The sequence below is a fragment of the Polaromonas sp. genome (assembly GCF_029945685.1).
Classification (GTDB): domain Bacteria; phylum Pseudomonadota; class Gammaproteobacteria; order Burkholderiales; family Burkholderiaceae_C; genus Polaromonas.
Genome location: NZ_JAQSDA010000008.1, coordinates 207,811 through 225,924 on the forward strand (window position 1 = coordinate 207,811; position 18,114 = coordinate 225,924).

Consider the following 18,114-nt stretch of genomic DNA (forward strand, 5'->3'; position numbering starts at 1 on the left):
TTTCCTCGCCAACTTGACAGCCAGCGGGTAAGCTTACTTTTTGTTCCAGTCATTGACAGTCTTTCACACTCTCACCAGCAGACACCATGCGTATTTTTGTCATTGATGACCATCCACTCATGCGCGAAGCGGTGGTGATGCTGATTCGCCGTCTGCACACCAAGGCGATCGTCATCGAGCTGGACAGGCTGGCGGCGATTGGCGCGGCTGTGGAACAGCATGGCATTCCGGACATCATCTGCCTCGACCTCAAACTGCCGGACACCCATGGCGTGTCCGGCGTGCGGGAGGTGCGTCAGCAGTTTCCCGAGGTGCCCATCGTCGTGTTGTCAGCCGCTCCGGCACAGGACTACCAGGACCTCTCGCTGGAAGCCGGCGCCGATGTCTACATTGAAAAATCCGTCGGCGCGACCGAGATCGCCAAGGTCCTGAAAACCTTTCTGGACGACAGCGCCGACCCGGAAGCCGGCACCGAACCCGAGAAACTGTCCAAACGCCAGAAGCAGTTGCTGGTGATGCTGGACAAAGGCATGAGCAACCGCGACATTGCCGCCGAGCTGCAGATCAGCGAACACACGGTGAAAGTCCACTTGTGGCGCCTGTTTCGCAGGCTCAACGTGAAAAGCCGTTCACAGGCCAGCCACCTGGCCCGCACGCAAGGCCTGCTCTAAAGCCTGCGCCAGCATCGGCGCCGCCCGGGCGCCGCTTCAGTGGTGAATGTCCGGCCGCCCGCGAGCGACCTCCCCCTCGTCAAAGGCCTCCATGTCGAGCCGGAACACCGTGCCCTGCCCAGGCCTTGACTGCATGCTCAGGCGGTGGTTCAAGGCACCACACAAGCGCGTGACAATGGCCAGGCCCAGCCCGAAGCCTTCCTCGGTACCGTTGTGCCTGGCCACGCGGTAAAACTCCTGAAAAATCGCCTGCTGGTGCTCCGGTGCCACGCCCACGCCGGTATCCCACACCTCCACACGCCAGCCGTCCTCACCCGGGCGAACCGCCAACAGCACGCCACCCCGCTCGGTATGGCGGATCGCATTGGACAGCAGGTTGCCGAGCAGGCGCTTGAGCAGCACCGGGTCGGAGCGCACCGCCCCCGCCAGCACATGGGTGCGCAGGTCCAGCCCCTTCTCCCTGGCCAGCGGGGCGTACTGCATCTCCAGCTCCCCGACCATCGACAGCAGGTCCACCCGCTGCCAGTTCACCTCGACCACACTGGCATCGAGCTTGGCCAGATCAAACAGCGAGTTGAACAGCTCATTGACGGCCTGCGTGGACTGCACAATTTTGGGTGTGATCTGCAACACCAGTTCCGGCTCGGCGCGCAGCCAGTCGGCATACAGGCTCAGGGCATGCACAGGCTGGCGCAAATCATGGGCGGCGCTGGCAATGAACCGGTTTTTCGCCTCGACCGCTTCCAGCGCCGTGCGTGTCTTGTCGGTCAGCGAGGCGATCAGCTGCGCATTGGCAAACTGCAGCTCCAGGTTGGAGCGCTGCACGCGGTGCAGGCGTTGCCCGGCCATGCGGACAGCCGACCAGTAAATCAGCACCAGCATCACCAGCGCATAGGTCGTGACCGTGCCGGGGAAGGGCCGCTCTACCGCCACGCTCCAGGCCATCGCGGCCAGGATGGTATACGCCAGCCCGTTGATGTAACCCATGAAACAGCGCAGGCTCGCGGCAAACGCCCCCACCGAAAAACCAGCCATGCCCACCAGCACGATCAGGCAGATGAACTGGTCGAAGTCCGGCGCCTTGCGAAAGTACAGGAACATCGACGAGCCCCAGACCACGGCCCCCAGGGTCCAGGTCCAGCCATAACGCGCAATGAAGGCGCGCTGCCGGTCGACGCCGGAGCCGGCATAGTCGCGCTGGTAGATCCGGACCACCCGGTAGCGCATCACCATCAGCAGCACGGCCGCCAGCGTCCAGCTCAGCAAGGCCCAATGGTCAACGCTGCTGTAGAGGACAACCACGATGACGGGAATCACCAGCGCAGCTGAATTGAGCGCCGGCCGCGCATTGCGCATGAAGTTGCGCGTCAGCTTGGCATCCACCCAGTCATCACGCGCGGCGATGTCCGCCACGACATGGCGGCTGTCACCAGGCAAAAGCGGGGCGGCTGAATCCATGGCTGCAGTTTACTGGTCGTTGACTCCCGGACGGCACTTAGAGCCTCGCCGTTCCAGCCCATATCTTCTTTAGTTTCGCCTTTTTCTAAGTGCCAAATCCGGCCTGAGCCCTGATCGGGTGGGCGAGAAGAGCTACATATTTGATAGCAACTTTCAAGACCAGGCCTGCTGGCGCCGCCTCCCCCTTCGCCTCAGCCGGCACCTTCTGCACCGGGCTCAGCAAATAGTCCGCGGTGGTTCCAAGGTCCTGGTGAATGTCGCCTGGCGCTTACTGCATCTGTGCGAGGTCGAACTGCTGTACCTCCTGGGGCCTGGCCACTTGGTCCAGCCTGCCACCATTCATGCCGCTGCCAGCACCCAACACACTGACACCCAGCCCCAAGTCACGCGTGGCCCGGCTGTCCATCGAGATGTCCGCCGTAAAACGCCCATCCGGGTTCCTGGCCAGCTGCAGGTTGAGCAAGGCGTCCTGCAGGTTCCACAGAAGCGGCAAGGCCCGCCGCTCGGCAAACTCGCTGCGGCTCAGGCTGCCTTGCTCGTCCACGCTGTAGGTGAGGTTCTGCAAGCCCTGCTCGAAGCGCTCTCTGGCCGCGGCAATCGACTCGGCCACGCTTTGCGGCGCTGTGGCGGTATCGCTGGCGCTTGTTTGCGTCGGATCCGGCGCGTCGAACAGGGCCGTAGGGTTGCCCGCCAGAACCTCCGACGGCAGCATCTGGGCACTGGAGGCCTCTTCCTGGGAGGTGGTACGACTCAGCACTGCAGCATGGTTCCAGCTGGTGCCGTCGGCAAAGCGTATCTTCTCAAGGGCGTTGGCGCCCTTGCCGGCATTCTCGAAGTAATTGGCCACTGTCAGCTGGTCGGTGCTGCCGTTGATGCTCAGGATCAAATCGTTGCCCTGGCGGATGAGGCCCAGGTCGACTTCGGCAATATCGGCCCCCAGCTGCACCGTGTCGCCAGAGGGCTTGCCGGCATCGAAGTTGACGATGATGTCCTGGCCGCTACCGCGGCCCCAGACATAGGTGTCGTTGCCCAGCCCGCCGAACAGGATGTTGTTGCCGGCATTGCCTTCCAGGCGGTTGTTCAGCGCATTGCCGATGGCGTTGATGTTGGTGTTGCCGGTCAGGGTCAGGCGTTCGACGTTGTCGGCCAGGGCGTAGGAGACGCTGGCGTAGACGGTGTCGGTGCCTTCGCCTGCATTCTCGACCACCAGGTCGTCGCTTGAGTCCACCCAGTATTTGTCGTTGCCCAGCCCCCCGAACAGGATGTCGGCACCTTGCCCGCCGTCCAGGCTGTCGTTGCCGAGGTCGCCCCAGAGTTTGTTGGACTGGGCGTTGCCGGTGAGTTTGTTGGCCAGATCGTTGCCCATGGCGGCTTCGGCCGTGCCGGTCAAGGTCAGGTTTTCGACGTTGCTGCCCAGGCTGTAGTTGACGCTTGACTCAATGGTGTCGGTGCCTTCCGCAGCATTCTCGACCACGGTGTCGGCCTGGCTGTCCACGATGTAGGTGTCGTTGCCTTTGCCGCCTATCAGTACATCAGCGCCGGCGCCGCCGTCCAGAACATTGGCGGCGTTGTTGCCGGTCAGGACGTTGGACAGCTCGTTACCGGTCAGGGCAACAGCCGAACCAAGCAGGATGCCGTCCTCCACATTGGCGGCCAGAGTGGCACCGCTGATCCGGCTGATGAGGGTGTCGCGTCCACCGTCCGCTTCTTCCACGATGGTGTCGAGGTCGTCTTCGAAGAGGTAGGTGTCGTTGCCGCTGCCGCCTGACAGGGTGTCCAGGCCTTTCATGCCGTTCAAGGTGTCGTTTCCGGCATCTGCTGTCAGGGTGTTGTCGGCTATGTTTCCTTGCAGGAGGTTGTTCAGCTCGTTGCCGGTGCCGTCGACGGCAGCCGTGCCGGTCAGAATGAGGTTCTCGACGTCGCTGCTCAGGGTGTAGGTCACCGAGGCTTCTACGGTGTCCACGCCTTCGCCTGCAAGTTCGCTCACCACGTCTGCGGTGTTGTCGACTTCGTACAGGTCGTCGCCTTCTCCACCCAGCATGTGGTCAGCACCCAGACCGCCTATCAAACGATCGTCGCCGGCCAAGCCAGTCAGGGTGTTGGCGCCGCTGTTGCCGGTGAGTTTGTTGGCGCCTTCGTTGCCAATGGCATCAACGTTGGCTGTGCCTGTGAGCTGCAGGTCTTCGAGGTTCTCGCCGAGGGTGTAGCTGATGGATGCAAGGACGCGGTCTGTGCCTTCATCCCAACCCTCGAAAACGAGGTCGCCGGTGTTGTCAACGTAGTAGCTGTCGTTGCCCAGCCCGCCCTCCATGGTGTCCACGCCGGCGCCACCGTTCAGGGTGTTGTTGGCGGCATTGCCGATCAACACATTGTTCAGGCTGTTACCGGTGCCGTTGATGGCGTCCACTCCAGCCAGTGTGATGTTCTCGACATTCGCCGCCAGGCTCTTGCTGACGGTGGTGATGACGGTATCAATGCCTTCGTTGGCTTTTTCGGTGACGATGTCGGCTGCGTTGTCAACGTAGTAGGTGTCGTCTCCCGTGCCCCCCAGCATCGTGTCCACGCCCAGGCCGCCGTCCAGCAGGTCGTTGCCGGCCGCGCCCTCAAGCCGGTTGCTACCACTGTTACCAGCGAGTTGGTTGTCAAGCGCGTTGCCGGTGGCGTTGATGTTTGCTTCGCCCGTGAGGGTGATGGCCTCTACATTGGCTGGTGCCGTGTAGCTCACCGAACTCTCTATGCGGTCGTAGCCCTCATCAGCGAGTTCGATGACTGCATCCCCGGCGTCTTCCACATGATAGGTATCGTCGCCTTCACCCCCTTGCAGGGTGTCATTGCCTGCGCCTGCATAGAAGTTATCGTTCAGATTGGTACCGGTCAAGACGTCATCGGCAGCCGTGCCCCGAATGTCAATGCCTCTTTGCAGGAGCTCGTAGAAGCCAAGCTCTGAGCCATCGGCAAACTCGAAGTTCTGCACGCTCCAGAAGTTCAGTCCGTCAGATGTATCAAATCCTTCGAGGTGAATCACATCGCCTTGATCGCCGATTGTGAGCATCAATGAGCCCAAGCCCAGACTGATCATGCTTGAAGTAATTCCTGTGCCGAAGCGCAAGGTACCGCCTCCGGGATCAGAAATATGCACTTCACCGCTACCGGAGTTGTACACATAGGTGTCCATGCCGGATACGCCCACCAGTGTGGTGCTGGGGCCTGCGATGAAAGTGGTGGCGAAACCGGGTACGCCGTACAGCGTCTGGTTCCCGGCGCTTCCATCTTTGACGAGCCCCCTGCTTGTAAGGGTTCCAGCGTTAAGGAACAAGCCACCTTCCAAAGTCATCAGGGTATCCGGCACGGCCTCCGGATCGCTGTACCAGCCAGTGAGCCGCAGGCTGTCTTGCCCGCTATTGATGGAGATGATCAAGTCCACGCCGTCGCTCTGCACCACGACGTCCGCAAGGGCAACGGATGCTGCCTCGATGCCCGACGCCGCGTCTGCCGCAACAGTGTGCTGCCCCATACCCGAGTGAAACTGGACATACCCGATATTGAAGCTCGGAGCAGGTGGCGCCATAGCAATGAGATCTTGCAGCCATACCATCGAACCATCTGCAAACTCGAACTGTCCGACCGCAGCATTGAGGACATCACCGGTACGCGGGATCATTACCCGCACACCTTGATCGAAACCCCACTGCAGATCGAGCGTGACGCGCGCAACTCCATCCAACGGGGAAGTGGCCTGCCTCCACGAAAAATTGATGTCAGCGAGGGACAGGCCCGGCCCGAAGATGACCGTTTTTGTAGGTAACACTCCATTGTCAACGTAAGGCTGTAAGGCGGCAAAACTATTCCCAGTCAGCACAATGGTTTGCAGGGGATGTGTCAAATAGTGGTCGCTGGGGTCACCCCACCCCTGCGCATAGTCGTCAAAACCGCTATTGCGCAGCAGTACCGGCAACGGCGTGACGTACCGAACTGCCTCGTCAAACGTCAGCGAGTTTTCTTCTTGCGATTCATAGGCGCTACGTATCTCTTCGAGACTGTCAAAGTAGACGCCTAAGGAGAAATTTTTTCCAGTGTACTTACCGCCATGCTGATAACTCTCCATGACGATCTGACGCACAGCCCCGGGCGTGTCTGAAAAGTACGCGCCCCGATAAATAGACTCAATGACATCGTCCATGCCATCCGCATTCAAGTCACGGTTCTGTTGGTAATGGCTGACCAACAGATCCATGCCGCTATTCGTTGGGTCCACCAAGGTGACGCTTCCTGCTTGACCCAATACCGTCACATGTCCGTCCCCAACCACCATAACTCGACCATCTTGCAAATATTGGTCTCCCGTGCCCGCGACCAGAGTGTCGCCACCAATGAGTCTGGCATTTCCTGTACCACCGAACGCATAACCTGCGTTGTAGATGGTGTTGTCACCTACGCCCCCGATCACCACTGAGTTTTGGTCAGCCATCACCGTGTGACTACCGTCAGAAAGAACGACCTCCCCCAGCGTGTAGGCGTAGGTCGATCGAGTTTCGTAATTCAAAACATAGCTGGGCAAGGGCCCACTGGTTGCGGCCAGGCCCGGATCTTGATATATGGTGGAGGTCAATCTACCCGAGTAAAACTCAAGACTATCCGCGCTTCTTGACCGGGTCGTAACGTTCTCCAAAGGTGTGCCCGTTGGCGGCCATACATAAGAACTGGAAACGCTCCACGTTGATTCGGATTGATACGCGTTCTGCAGCGCCCACTCCACCGCAGACCAACTCAAACGGGTTGTCCTGCTGACTATCAAAGTGTTCAATCCAATCGAATCGCCACCCTCGATCCTGGACTGAAACTGAACTGTTACCAATTTTGCATCGGAACTAACGACCATTGGTACGGTTTGGTCGTTATAAGTCCACGATACGCCGGATGCGATAGAGGAAGTTGTCCACACATTGCTCGGATTGGCAATTGATTGGTGCGTTTCCGAGGTGTAGCGCGTCGTCTCAAACCGAGAGTTACCGACATTCCCTGCGCCATCAAAGAGATACCAGCTGCCACCACCCAGCGACGTGTACCCCCGATCAAAGTATTGCTCTCCAACACGTCCTTGCGCCAACAATTTGAAATCCTGAGCAAGGCTACCTTGCAAGTCGCCCCACTGAAGCGCGGACCTATCAATCAAGGCTTGCGCAGACAGTACATTGCCATCCGTGTCCCGGAACAACCAGGACGTCTGCGTGGCGCCGTAGTAGTCCTTCACCAAAATGCTCTTGGCGGTACCTCGAACTTCAACCAAAAGGTCGTCGTTGTGCCGCTTGGCCGTGAGGTTCTCCAACTGCAGGCCTGACGCATCCAGCTGAAGCACTGAGCCTTCAAGCGAGTTATCAACCACCGTCGCCTGCCCAGTGCCGTAGCCCATCATGTAAGTGTCCATGCCGGCACCGCCACGCAGCGTGTCAACCCCACGATCTGCGTAGAGGATGTCATCGCCGTCGCCACCTTCAATCACATCATCGCCGGTGCCACCATGAAGCGAGTCGTTACCCGCGCCTCCGGACAGGAGATCATCGCCGTCCCCACCGTCGAGGGCGTCATTGCCAGAGCCTGCGATCAACTGGTCATTGCCTTCACCCCCCGTCAGCAGATTGACGCCATCGCCAGCGTCCAACACATCGTTGCCCACCCCTCCGCTGAGCGTGTCATCGCCGGCACCACCCGAAAGCCTGTCACTGCCTCCGCCGCCGTGCACGATACCCCCACCATGCAAAACGGTTAGTTGATCATTACCCGATCCGCCGCTCAGTTCTTGAGACTCCCCGGTGGTGGCCAAATTCACACTGTCTGTCAGCCGGCCTTGCATCCACTCGCTCAGCGCGACGCCATCTATGGAAGCCATGCTGCCTCGTAAGGCTTCTGCGACAAGCAGCTTGCCGTTTGCACCGAAATCAAGCACCAGATCTGCACCAACGGCGCTGACTGTGTACGAGCCCCCATCCACCAGTTTGACGGTGTTGGTACCGCCCTCGTCGGCAATCCTGTCGCCTGCCCCGGCTTCATAGCTGTCATTGCCTTTGCCGCCATTCATAACGTCGGCGCCATCCCCCCCGACCAAGGTGTCATTGCCGTTGCCACCATAAAGCGTGTCGTCGCCACCGCCGCCTTCCAGCCTGTCGTCGCCGTCTCCTCCGTCGAGGTAGTCGTTGCCGTGAAACTCGGCTGCCAGTTTGTCCAGCGTCTCATCGCCGTACATCACATCATTGCCGGCGCCGCCGTACAAAGTGTCCGCGCCGCCGTCGCCGGTCATCTCATCGTCTCCGTCTTCACCATCCAGATAATCGTCGCCATGGTACTGACCACCCAGGTAGCCGGTATCCCAAGGCAGCAAGCCAGAGCTGTCGCCTCGCATGATGTCGTTTCCAGCTCCGCCGTACAAAGTGTCAGCCGCACCGCCACCCACGATATCGTCGTTCCCGTCTTCTCCGTCGATGTAGTCCGCGCCGTGAAACTCACCGCTCAGGATGTCACTGGCCGCATCACCCCACAAGGTGTCCGCGCCTGCCCCACCGTAGATGGTGTCGGCACCCCCGTTGCCTTCCACATAATCATCACCATCTTCTCCATCGATGTAGTCATCACCGTGGTATTGGGCAGCCAGATAGGTTGAGTCGCTGGTTTGCGCGCCGGCATAACCGTCTCCATACATCCGGTCATTGCCAGCGCCGCCATACAGCACATCGTCTTTGCCGAAGCCGATCAGGTTGTCATTGCCATCACCGCCATCAAGAAAGTCGCTGCCGTGCGTTTCCCCGGCTGAACTGGCATAAGAGCCCGTCGCATTGACGCCGTCGCCTATCAACTGGTCGTCGCCCGTGCCGCCTTCAATGATGTCGTTGCCTCCCAAACCCCACAGCACGTCGTTGTCGGCACCACCCGCAATGCGGTCATCTCCGCGTCCGGCAAAAACCAGGTCGTTGCCGGCCCCGGCGTTGATGACGTCGGGGGCATCGTCCATGACTATGCTGCCGCCGTTGTTGGCCAGTGTCGGGCTCCAAGTAGCACCGGGACCATTGCGCTGGAACACGTTCAGTCCGGTGGCGCTGAGGATGGTGTCGGCACCTGCACCACCCGTGATGGTGTCTGTGCCGCCACCGCCACCGATGAGGTCATCACCTTCTCCGCCGTCGATCTGGTCGTTGCCGCCTCCGCCATACAAGGCGTCGCCGCCCCCCAGGCCGCTGATCTTGTCGTTGCTGTTGCTGCCGACAATGACGTCTTTGTAGTCTTCTTCAATCGCCCCGCCAATCAGGGTTCCGTCGGCCGCCCAGCTGGCGTGGTTCCAGTCGTAGCTTTGGCTGCCTGTGTCGGGGTTGGTGACGATTTGCGCGTGCTGGTCGCCGGTGTAGATGTTGGTCGGCGGCTGCACCGCAGGCGCACCGTTCAAGGTGATACCCATATTTTTGTCTGGGCTCCAGTTCTGCACGGTGATCGTTCCCTGCATGGGTGAAGCAACACCTGCCGTGCCTCGCCCTATGATCAGGTTTCCCCGTACCAGGGTAAAGCTGTAGTGTTTGTCTGCTGACTCCCAGACGTTGTCACTTTGCTTGGCGCCACCAGTGAGGACGACTCCTCCTACCTTGATTTGCCCCAGGCCATCGCTGTCGAAAATGGTGTCTGTGCCGAAGGTGCTTGTAAAGGTGTAGGTATCCGAGCCCTGCCCGCCTTTGAGAATGTCTGTGCCGGCTCCGCCGTCCAGGGTGTCGTCGTCGGTGCCGCCGATCAGGGTGTCCTGGCCTTCGCCGCCTTTGAGGATGTCAGCGCCTGCGCCGCCTTCTAGGTAGTCATTTCCGCCTTTGCCGTCCAGGGTGTCGTTGCCACCTCCGCCGTAAAGATGGTCGTCGCCACCTCTGCCGTTGATTGCTTCACCGTTGCTGGAGCCAAACGCAGCGATCCGGATATCCGGCGACAACATCGACGCACCCCTGGTGCTAGCCGTGAAATTGGTGGCCGAGGCGATGTCTTGGTAAAGCACCGGTGCGGCAATGGCCACGCCGGTGATTTGCCCGCCATTGGTTTGCCATGGCAGGTCGCGATTATTGGCGGTGGTCAGCCAACCCAGCATGGATGCGCGGTCTGTGTACCAGTTGTCGCTGTAGTCAAAGACCTTGGTGGTGTCGCCGTACAAGCGTGCATTGTTGTCAGCGGTCCAAGCAATGGACAAATCGGCGTTTGCGGCTTTGAGGGCACTAATGGCCGCCGCATCGGTGGTGCTGATGACTACAGGGCTTAGGACGTTGAGGCTTAGGAAGGCGCCGAAGTCTGTTTTGGCTTTGGTGGCTAGGGTAGCGTCTGCCAGCGTCACGGTGGTTCTACCGATGAGGGCTTTGAATTCATCACTTCCCGTAAGAGTGGCAAGGTTGGCGTAGAGGGACTTGCGTGTAGCGCTTAGCTGCGAGGCGGCGGTGTCGTCCAATGTGGTTGCAGGCAAGGCGTTGCCTTGAATGATTTTTCTGAGGCCGTCAAGCAGTTTTTCATAACTGGAGCCGGGGATGTTGGACGCTGCGTCAAACACAGGTTTGGCTACGCGCGGGTCAGCCATGTAGCGCGCATCGAGCTTGCCCATCAACTCTGCCAAAGCCAAACCATCGGCAACGTTGGCATTGGAGTGGTTGACGGTGAAAGGGGCCAACGGGGCCGTCTGGGTTTCCATGCCCATGGTAAGTGTGGAGCCGGGGTGCACGGTGCCGATTTCCGATACGCCATCGCCCACGGACTCCATGCGCAGTATCTTGCTGTTGTCCCACTCGCCGAACTGGGAGAGATAGTTTTCTGAAATCAGTTTGTTGGGACTGGGGGAGAATGCAAATGGCGGTGCATAGAACGTGACGGCGTTGACCGTTGCCACATCATCAAACGCACCGGGGAACAGGCGCTGCGCCAGTATGGCAAGGTGCCCACCCAGACTGTGTCCTGCCAAGTCAATCTCTTTGCCACTATCCATTAAGGCAACACCCGTACCCTGGCCGGCGTCAATACCGGTATCGGCCACCAACCTGGCCTTGAAAATGGCAATGGAATCGGTACTGCCAGCCAAGGAATGAAGCCGACTGACTTCCGCGTCGGTGTAGCTAACAGACATACCCGCACCGGTGCGTAGTTGTTTGATGTAGCGGTACATCGCCAAGACTTGCGGCATGGCATAGCCCACCGTGCCAATTTGTGCATCGGTCACCAAGTCGCGGTATTTGTCAGTCTCGAACTCGGTGCCGGCAAAGCTCAGTACCAATCGGTTGGGGTTGTCTTTGTCTTGGAACAAGGTGGCACTGAAACCACCCTCGGCAGTGGGGGAGTCTTCGCGGAATTGGTTGAGGACGCGATAGCGGTTGGTGAAGTCGGCGGCCTGGCCTTCGGCGAAGGCGCCGTTGGGGGAGGATTGGAGCGCAGTTTTTGTACGCGTATACGGGGGGACGTCAATGTACAGCAATGAATCATTCAGCAATGCATAAGAAGCTTGTGCCAGCTGAGCGAATTCTTTAAGTTCGGTTGTGGTCTTCATGTTGTTCCTCCTGTGCTATTTCAAAATAAGTTCTACTAATTGCTCGTCCGCTGGTCTCGGGTAATGCCACTGATCTTTCGGTGCATTTGGCGAATCTTTTGGTGGACTAAGTTTTTGCTCTGGACATCGCCAAGTTGGCAGGGCATCTGGGTATTGAATACCCGCCCACCAATGCACAATTTCCGTGTATCGGGCATAGACCGTTCCTTGCCGGGAAAGTACGGTCTCTTTAACTGTTCGGCTGGGTACCGTAGTTTCCCGCTGACTGATTTCGTAAATGTTCGAATTCGGTGCATCAATTGGCGAGGCAGTGAACATCAACTTTGGTTCTTTCCATGGATCTTTTGCCATGGGTAAGCCTGCCTTGGGGTTTGGTACCAGCGTATAGGCAACATATGGTCGCCCAGCTCCATCCGTGCCGTCATATTCGCCTTCCAATGATTCAGCGAATCGAATTTGCGGGTAGTGCCGATTAAGGGTTCCCTTGGCGGCACCCAGATTGCGGAATTCGACTCCCACAAATCTCACCCGATCCACCTTCTCCGGCTGAATCAGCACCTTGAGCCCACCCTCGGCAGCACACATCTGCGCATGCTCATTCTTAATCTGGTAGTACGGCCAGCAATACAAGATTGCCGGGATCGGTAGCAGGGCCCAAAGCACAAAGCGCTGCCGCCAGGTTTTGCCGCGAAATCCAATAATGATGAATGCGACTGGGTGCAGCGCTGCAAGTATGTAAAAAAGCAACCAACTCATACCATTCTCCAAATTTGTACGTTCATCTGCTGGGTCTGCCGCCCGCCCGTTTGCTGGACTTTGACACGGCAGCCAAGGTCGCCAAGCGGCGTTCGGACACCAAGTAGTTTGGGGCGCTGTGTTTTTGGATGAAATTGGCCTATAGCCCTTATTGGATTTGCGCAAGCAGCTACCAAATTCATAGCATTTTGAGGATTGAACATCCGCCTCACCGCTCCCTCCCCGCCTCAGCCGAAACCTTTTGCACCGGGCTCAACAAATACTCCATGATGGTTCTGCGGCCCTGGTGAATTTCAGCGGCCACCTGCATGCCGGCTTCCAGGCCCTTGCGCTGGCTCGTGTCGCCGTTGAGGGACTCCAGGTATTGCGTGTCGAGCTTGACCAGCGCCTTGTAGCCCAGCGGGGCTGACTGACCGGGGTTGTTGTTATTGCTGGCTTGCGCGTCGGGCGCGAGGGTCTGGATGCTGCCTTCGAGCAGGCCGTACTTCTGAAACGGGTAGGCAGCGACCTTGACGCGCACGTGTTGACCTGCCTGCACAAAACCCACGTCTTCATTTTTTACCTGCACCTCGGCCAGCAGTTGCTCGCCTCTGGGCACGAGGGTGAGCAAGACCATGCCGGGCTGCACCACGGCGCCCTTGCTGGTGGTGGCCACGTCTTTGACGATGCCGGCTTGCGGTGCTTTCAGCTCGAGCAGGCCGGTTTTGTAGCCCATCTTTTGCGTGTCTTGTTCCAGCTTGGCGAGCTGGCCCATGGCCTCGGTGCGCTCGATCAACAATTGGCTGCGGAAGGTGCTGGAGAGGCCAGCGATTTTTTTGTCTTGCGCGGTAATTGTGGAGAGCAGCCCTTGCACCGTGGCGGCCTGGGCTTTGAGGTCTTGTGACTTTTCGATGGCTTCGCGCTCTTTGTCGTTGCCGGCGATGGGGCTCAAGAAGCCTTCCGCCACCAGCTTGCTGTGGGCCTTGGCGCTTTGCTCATAGCTGGGCAAAGTGTTCTTGAGCTTGGTGAGCGTTTCCTGGGCTGAGCGCAATTCGTTTTGCGCACGTTCACGCGTCGCCACCTCCTGCGCAAGTGAATCGGTAAACGCTTGCCGATGGGCGTTGGCCTGGGCCTGCACCTGGGCAATCATTACCGGGTCGTCACCATCCTTGATGGCCAGCGGAATACCTGCCAATTCCGAGTCCACACGCCGCAGGGTCAAGCGCTTCAAGGTCAACTCACTGGCCAGGCTGCGGCTGTCGGCGCCGGTCATGGTGGGGTCGAGCCGAATTAGCACTTGCCCGGCCTGCACCTGGTCGCCCTCGCGCACCAGAATTTCTGCCACCACACCGGCTTCGGCGGGCTGCACTATTTTTGTGTAGCTGACGGGCACCAGCTTGCCATCGGCCACGGCCACCACGTCCACCGTGGCGAAGATGGCCCAGGCCAGCAGGATGGTGAAAAGCCCGCCGACGAGATACAAGATCAGCCGTGGCAGCTTGGGCATGGGGCTTTCCTGAATGGCCAGCAGGCCGGGGGAGAACTCTGCGGCGTCGGGTAACAGGCGCTTGGTCAAGGTTTGGGACAAGCTACTCATGCGACCGCCTTTGCTTGAACGACTTTCTTGAGGTGCCCACCACCAATGACGAATATCTCGTCAACCTGCAGCGTCTTGGGTAGGGCGTGCGTCACAAACAACATGCTGACCTTGCCGCGCAAGGCGTTGACGGTGGTGGCAAAGGCATTGGCGGTTTGTGCATCCAGCGCGCTGGTGGCTTCGTCAAAAATCAGCACCTTGGGTTTTTTGAGCAGGGCACGCGCAATGGCCAGGCGCTGCTTTTGCCCGCCTGACAGGCCGGCACCACGCTCGCCGATTTCGGTTTGATAACCCTGGGGCAGGGTCTGGATGGCGTCGTGGATTTCAGCCATCTGGCAGGCCTGCACCACTTGCTCAAAACTGGCATGGGGGTTGGCCATGAGCAGGTTGTCGTACACAGTGCCGCTGAACAGCACCGTCTCCTGCGGCACCACGCCAAAGTTGGCGCGCAGCTCGTTGGCGCTCAGGTGCAGGATGTCGATGCCATCGACCTTGATCTGCCCTTCGGTCGGGCGGTAAAAGCCCTGCAGAAGTTTGGTAAGCGTGGATTTGCCCGTGCCGCTGGGCCCCATGATGGCCACCGTCTGGCCGGGCTCTATGGTGAGGTTGACGTTTTTGTACAGCAGCGGTAGATCAGGCGCATAACGAAAGCCGATATCTATGAGCTCAATCTCACCCCTGGCATCGCCCTTTCTGGTGGGGGCCAGCCGGTAGGGCTCCGTCGGCACGTTCATCAAGTCGCCCAGCCTGTCCACTGCCAGGCTGGCTTGCTGGAACTGCTGCCACAGGCCGACCATGCGCAGCATGGGCTGGCTGAGCTTGCCGGCAAACATCTGGAACGCCACCAGCATGCCGATGGTGAACACAGTGCCCGTGCCCGCGGCCAGGGCGATGGTGTCGGGGTGCATCACAATCCACGCGCCTATGACCAGAATCAGCAACGTCATCATCTGCTCCAGCGTGTTGGCAATCACGTTGTAGGTGTTGGCGATCTGTTTGGTCTGAAAGCCCGACTGCAGGTAGGTGGCCAGGTAGCCGTCATAGCGGGTTTGCAGCTGCGGCTCAAACTGCAGGCTTTTGACGGTTTCCAGCCCGGCGATGTATTCGGTCAGGAAGGCCTGGTTGCGCGCCCCCAGCATGAACTGCTGGTTCAGGCGCGTCTGGAAAACGGGCGCCACCAGAAATGACAACAAGGCAATGACAGACAGAATGCCCAGCACGATGAGCGTAAGCGTGACCGAGTAATAGAACATGACGCCCATACAGATCAGCAAGAACGGAACATCCAGAATGATGGTCACCGCGGCCGAGGCTAGGAACTCGCGTATGGTCTCTACCCCATGCAGCCGGGCTGCAATGACGCCGGTGGGCCGGTTCTGAAAATATTTGGGGGGCAGGCGAAACAGGTGCTGAAACACTGCCGCGCCCAGCACGGCGTCAACCCTGTTGCCGGTGTGCAGGATGGCGTACTGGCGCACCCAGGTGAGCAGCGCGGTGAACAGCATGAACACCGCCATGCCGATGCCCAACGCGATCAGCGTGCTTTCGGTGCGGTGCACCACCACCTTGTCGATGATGGCCTGCGTGAACAGCGGCAAGCCCAGCGCAAGAAGCTGCAGCACCAGGCTGGCGCCCAGTACTTCATGCCAGACCTTGCGGTGTTTGAGCAGTTCAGGCACAAACCAGCGAAACCCGAAGGAAGAACCCACACCGGCCGCAGAATCCGGGTCGCGCACGGCCTCGTCTTCCGGGTAAAGGAGCACGGCCTGCCCGTTCAAGGTTGGCTCGAAGTCGGCCCTTGAGCTGGTGACGGGCGAGTTAGTGTTGGCGGGCAACCAGACAACCTGTTCGTCACTTACGGCGATCACAATGCCCAGTGTCGGAACGAGGGGAATGACGTCCTCAGGACCTTCGGGCGCCGCTGCAGGGTCACCCTCTGCACGCTTGCTGGAAAGCTCCACCAGCAGGGGCAAAGGCAATTGAGCCAGTGCTTGGGGCTCCATGACGCGCAACTGCGCCTTGAACCCCAAACCCCGCGCCGCGCGAACCAGACCCGATTCGTCATACGGCGGTGGAAACTGCTGCAACAGCAATTGCGCGTCAAATGGTCGGCGATGCACCGCACACATCGTTTGCAGCGCCCACACAAAATCCGCTTGTGCATATTCTTTTTGCATGGCTCCCTTACCCGCAAGCTGGTTGCGGGCCCTCCCTCTAGTCGTATATGGCAGAGCACACGGTTGAAACATCTCGAAACACCGGTGATGATCAACGAAGAGGGAAGCCATACAACACCTACCCCTGTCAATGTTGACAGGGTAGGAGTCAAAACAAGGGTAAATACTTGAAGGATCTGGCTGCGGCGCCAGATTGATGGCGTGCCAACAAAGTTCGGGGTGCAGCCAGACCTGCACGAGATGTCAAAACACAGGCAGCCCTGAAGACGGCAACAAAAAAGCCCCGTAAACACTGGGCTTACGGGGCTTTTGGGGGTCTATGTTGGACTACATGAAACCGGTTCTTGGCGGAGAGGGTGGGATTCGAACCCACGGTACCTTGCGGTACGCCTGATTTCGAGTCAGGTACATTCGGCCACTCTGCCACCTCTCCTAAATCGAGCCGCTATTCTAACAGCCCCATCTAACAAGCCCCCACGGTCGCTCACTTCGTGTAGCTCCCTGCCCCCCGAGGGGGCCGCTGCGCCTGCGGTCCGGCTAAGCCGGCCCCGCGGCCCCTGCTGAGCCAGAACCCCTCAGCTCGCTACTTTCCTGCGGAGGCCAGCACCGTGATCCCGCCCATATAGGGCTGCAAGGCAGCAGGCACCGCAATGCTGCCGTCTTCGCACTGGTAATTTTCCAGCACCGCCACCAGCGTGCGGCCCACGGCCAGGCCGGAGCCGTTGAGGGTGTGCACAAATTCGTTCTTGCCCTGGGCGTTCTTGAAGCGGGCCTGCAGGCGGCGGGCCTGGAAGGCTTCGCAGTTGGAGACGGAGCTGATTTCGCGGTAGGCGTTCTGGCCCGGCAGCCAGACCTCGAGGTCGTAGGTCTTGCTGGCGCCGAAGCCCATGTCGCCGGTGCAGAGCAGCATCACGCGGTAAGGCAGGCCCAGCTTCTGCAGGATGGCTTCCGCGTGGCCGGTCATGGCCTCAAGGGCATCGTAGCTGTGGTCCGGGTGCACGATCTGCACCATCTCGACCTTGTCGAACTGGTGCTGGCGGATCATGCCGCGGGTGTCGCGGCCATAGCTGCCGGCCTCTGACCTGAAACATGGTGTGTGCGCGGTGAACTTGAGCGGCAGCTGCGCCTCGGGCAGCACCTCGTCGCGCACAAAGTTGGTCAGCGGTACTTCGGAGGTGGGGATCAAATAAAGCGCCGTGCTTTCGGCTTCGGCCGCACCTTCCTGCCCGCCCTTTTTGGCGGCAAACAGGTCTTCCTCAAACTTGGGCAACTGGCCGGTGCCGCGCAGGGAGTCGCCATTGACGATGTAGGGCACATAACATTCGGTGTAGCCGTGTTCGGCCGTCTGTACGTCGAGCATGAACTGCGACAGCGCCCGATGCAAACGCGCCAGCTGGCCCTTCATGACGGTGAAGCGCGAACCGGTGATCTTGGTGCCGAGTTCGAAGTCCAGCCCCAGTGGCTGACCCAGGTCCACATGGTCTTTCACCTCGAAGGCATAAGCCGGTGGCTCGCCACCAAAACCTTCCACCGGCGTCCATTTGCGCACCTCGACATTGCCGGCTTCGCCCGCACCTTGCGGCACGCTGTCATGGGGCAGGTTGGGCACCGCCAGCAGCAGGGCCTGCATCTCGGCCTGGATCTGCTCGAGCCGGACGCTGGAGGCCTCCAGCTCGACCTTGGAGCTGCTCACCTGCGCCATCACGGCGCTGGCGTCTTCGCCTTTGGACTTGAGCTGGCCGATCTGTTTGGACAGGGTGTTGCGCTGGTTCTGCAGCTCTTCCGTTCTGATCTGCAATGCCTTGCGCTCGGCCTCCAGCGCCTGGAAGGCCTCCACGTTCAGGAAGGCTTGCGGGCTTTTGCGGGTTTCCAGCCGGGCAATAGCCGACGGCAGGTCTTTACGAAGCAGGTTGATGTCTAGCATGGGCTCAT

Annotated in this window: 7 protein-coding genes and 1 tRNA gene; 1 reads left to right on the forward strand and 7 read right to left on the reverse strand. The window is 59.6% G+C overall.

Annotated elements, in window-relative coordinates; all coding sequences use genetic code 11:
• The first annotated feature begins 86 nt into the window (after positions 1 to 86).
• Positions 87 to 671: a response regulator transcription factor gene (locus PSV26_RS06485; RefSeq protein WP_300511681.1), complete on the forward strand. Its 585-nt coding sequence runs from the start codon at positions 87 to 89 to the stop codon at positions 669 to 671.
• A gap of 36 nt (positions 672 to 707) precedes the next feature.
• Here the strand turns inward: PSV26_RS06485 and PSV26_RS06490 are convergent, their stop codons facing one another.
• From PSV26_RS06490 to serS, 7 genes are all read right to left on the reverse strand, one after another.
• Positions 708 to 2,129: an ATP-binding protein gene (locus PSV26_RS06490; RefSeq protein ID WP_300568960.1), complete on the reverse strand. Its 1,422-nt coding sequence runs from the start codon at positions 2,127 to 2,129 to the stop codon at positions 708 to 710.
• A gap of 268 nt (positions 2,130 to 2,397) precedes the next feature.
• Complete coding sequence (locus PSV26_RS06495) at positions 2,398 to 11,673, reverse strand: calcium-binding protein (protein WP_300568963.1); 9,276 nt, start codon at positions 11,671 to 11,673, stop codon at positions 2,398 to 2,400.
• A gap of 15 nt (positions 11,674 to 11,688) precedes the next feature.
• Positions 11,689 to 12,429 (reverse strand): hypothetical protein, encoded by a 741-nt coding sequence (locus PSV26_RS06500; protein ID WP_300568966.1) that lies wholly within the window; start codon positions 12,427 to 12,429, stop codon positions 11,689 to 11,691.
• 208 nt (positions 12,430 to 12,637) lie between these two features.
• Positions 12,638 to 14,005, reverse strand: a complete 1,368-nt coding sequence (locus PSV26_RS06505; RefSeq protein WP_300568969.1) for an HlyD family type I secretion periplasmic adaptor subunit — start codon at positions 14,003 to 14,005, stop codon at positions 12,638 to 12,640.
• Positions 14,002 to 16,182 (reverse strand): peptidase domain-containing ABC transporter, encoded by a 2,181-nt coding sequence (locus tag PSV26_RS06510; RefSeq protein ID WP_300568972.1) that lies wholly within the window; start codon positions 16,180 to 16,182, stop codon positions 14,002 to 14,004. The genes PSV26_RS06505 and PSV26_RS06510 overlap by 4 nt, the downstream gene beginning before the upstream one ends.
• 345 nt (positions 16,183 to 16,527) lie before the next feature.
• Positions 16,528 to 16,615, reverse strand: a tRNA-Ser gene (locus PSV26_RS06515).
• A gap of 150 nt (positions 16,616 to 16,765) precedes the next feature.
• Positions 16,766 to 18,106 carry a serine--tRNA ligase gene (gene serS, locus PSV26_RS06520; RefSeq protein ID WP_300568975.1) on the reverse strand — a complete coding sequence of 447 codons (1,341 nt, stop codon included), beginning with the start codon at positions 18,104 to 18,106 and terminating at the stop codon, positions 16,766 to 16,768.
• Between the last annotated feature and the right edge of the window lie 8 nt (positions 18,107 to 18,114).

What these genes read in the sequence shown, in the direction of transcription:
- PSV26_RS06485 (WP_300511681.1), top strand. Translation starts at nt 87, where the DNA reads ATGCGTATTTTTGTCATTGATGACCATCCACTCATGCGCGAAGCGGTG.
- PSV26_RS06490 (WP_300568960.1), bottom strand. Translation starts at nt 2,129, where the DNA reads ATGGATTCAGCCGCCCCGCTTTTGCCTGGTGACAGCCGCCATGTCGTG.
- PSV26_RS06495 (WP_300568963.1), bottom strand. Translation starts at nt 11,673, where the DNA reads ATGAAGACCACAACCGAACTTAAAGAATTCGCTCAGCTGGCACAAGCT.
- PSV26_RS06500 (WP_300568966.1), bottom strand. Translation starts at nt 12,429, where the DNA reads ATGAGTTGGTTGCTTTTTTACATACTTGCAGCGCTGCACCCAGTCGCA.
- PSV26_RS06505 (WP_300568969.1), bottom strand. Translation starts at nt 14,005, where the DNA reads ATGAGTAGCTTGTCCCAAACCTTGACCAAGCGCCTGTTACCCGACGCC.
- PSV26_RS06510 (WP_300568972.1), bottom strand. Translation starts at nt 16,182, where the DNA reads ATGCAAAAAGAATATGCACAAGCGGATTTTGTGTGGGCGCTGCAAACG.
- serS (WP_300568975.1), bottom strand. Translation starts at nt 18,106, where the DNA reads ATGCTAGACATCAACCTGCTTCGTAAAGACCTGCCGTCGGCTATTGCC.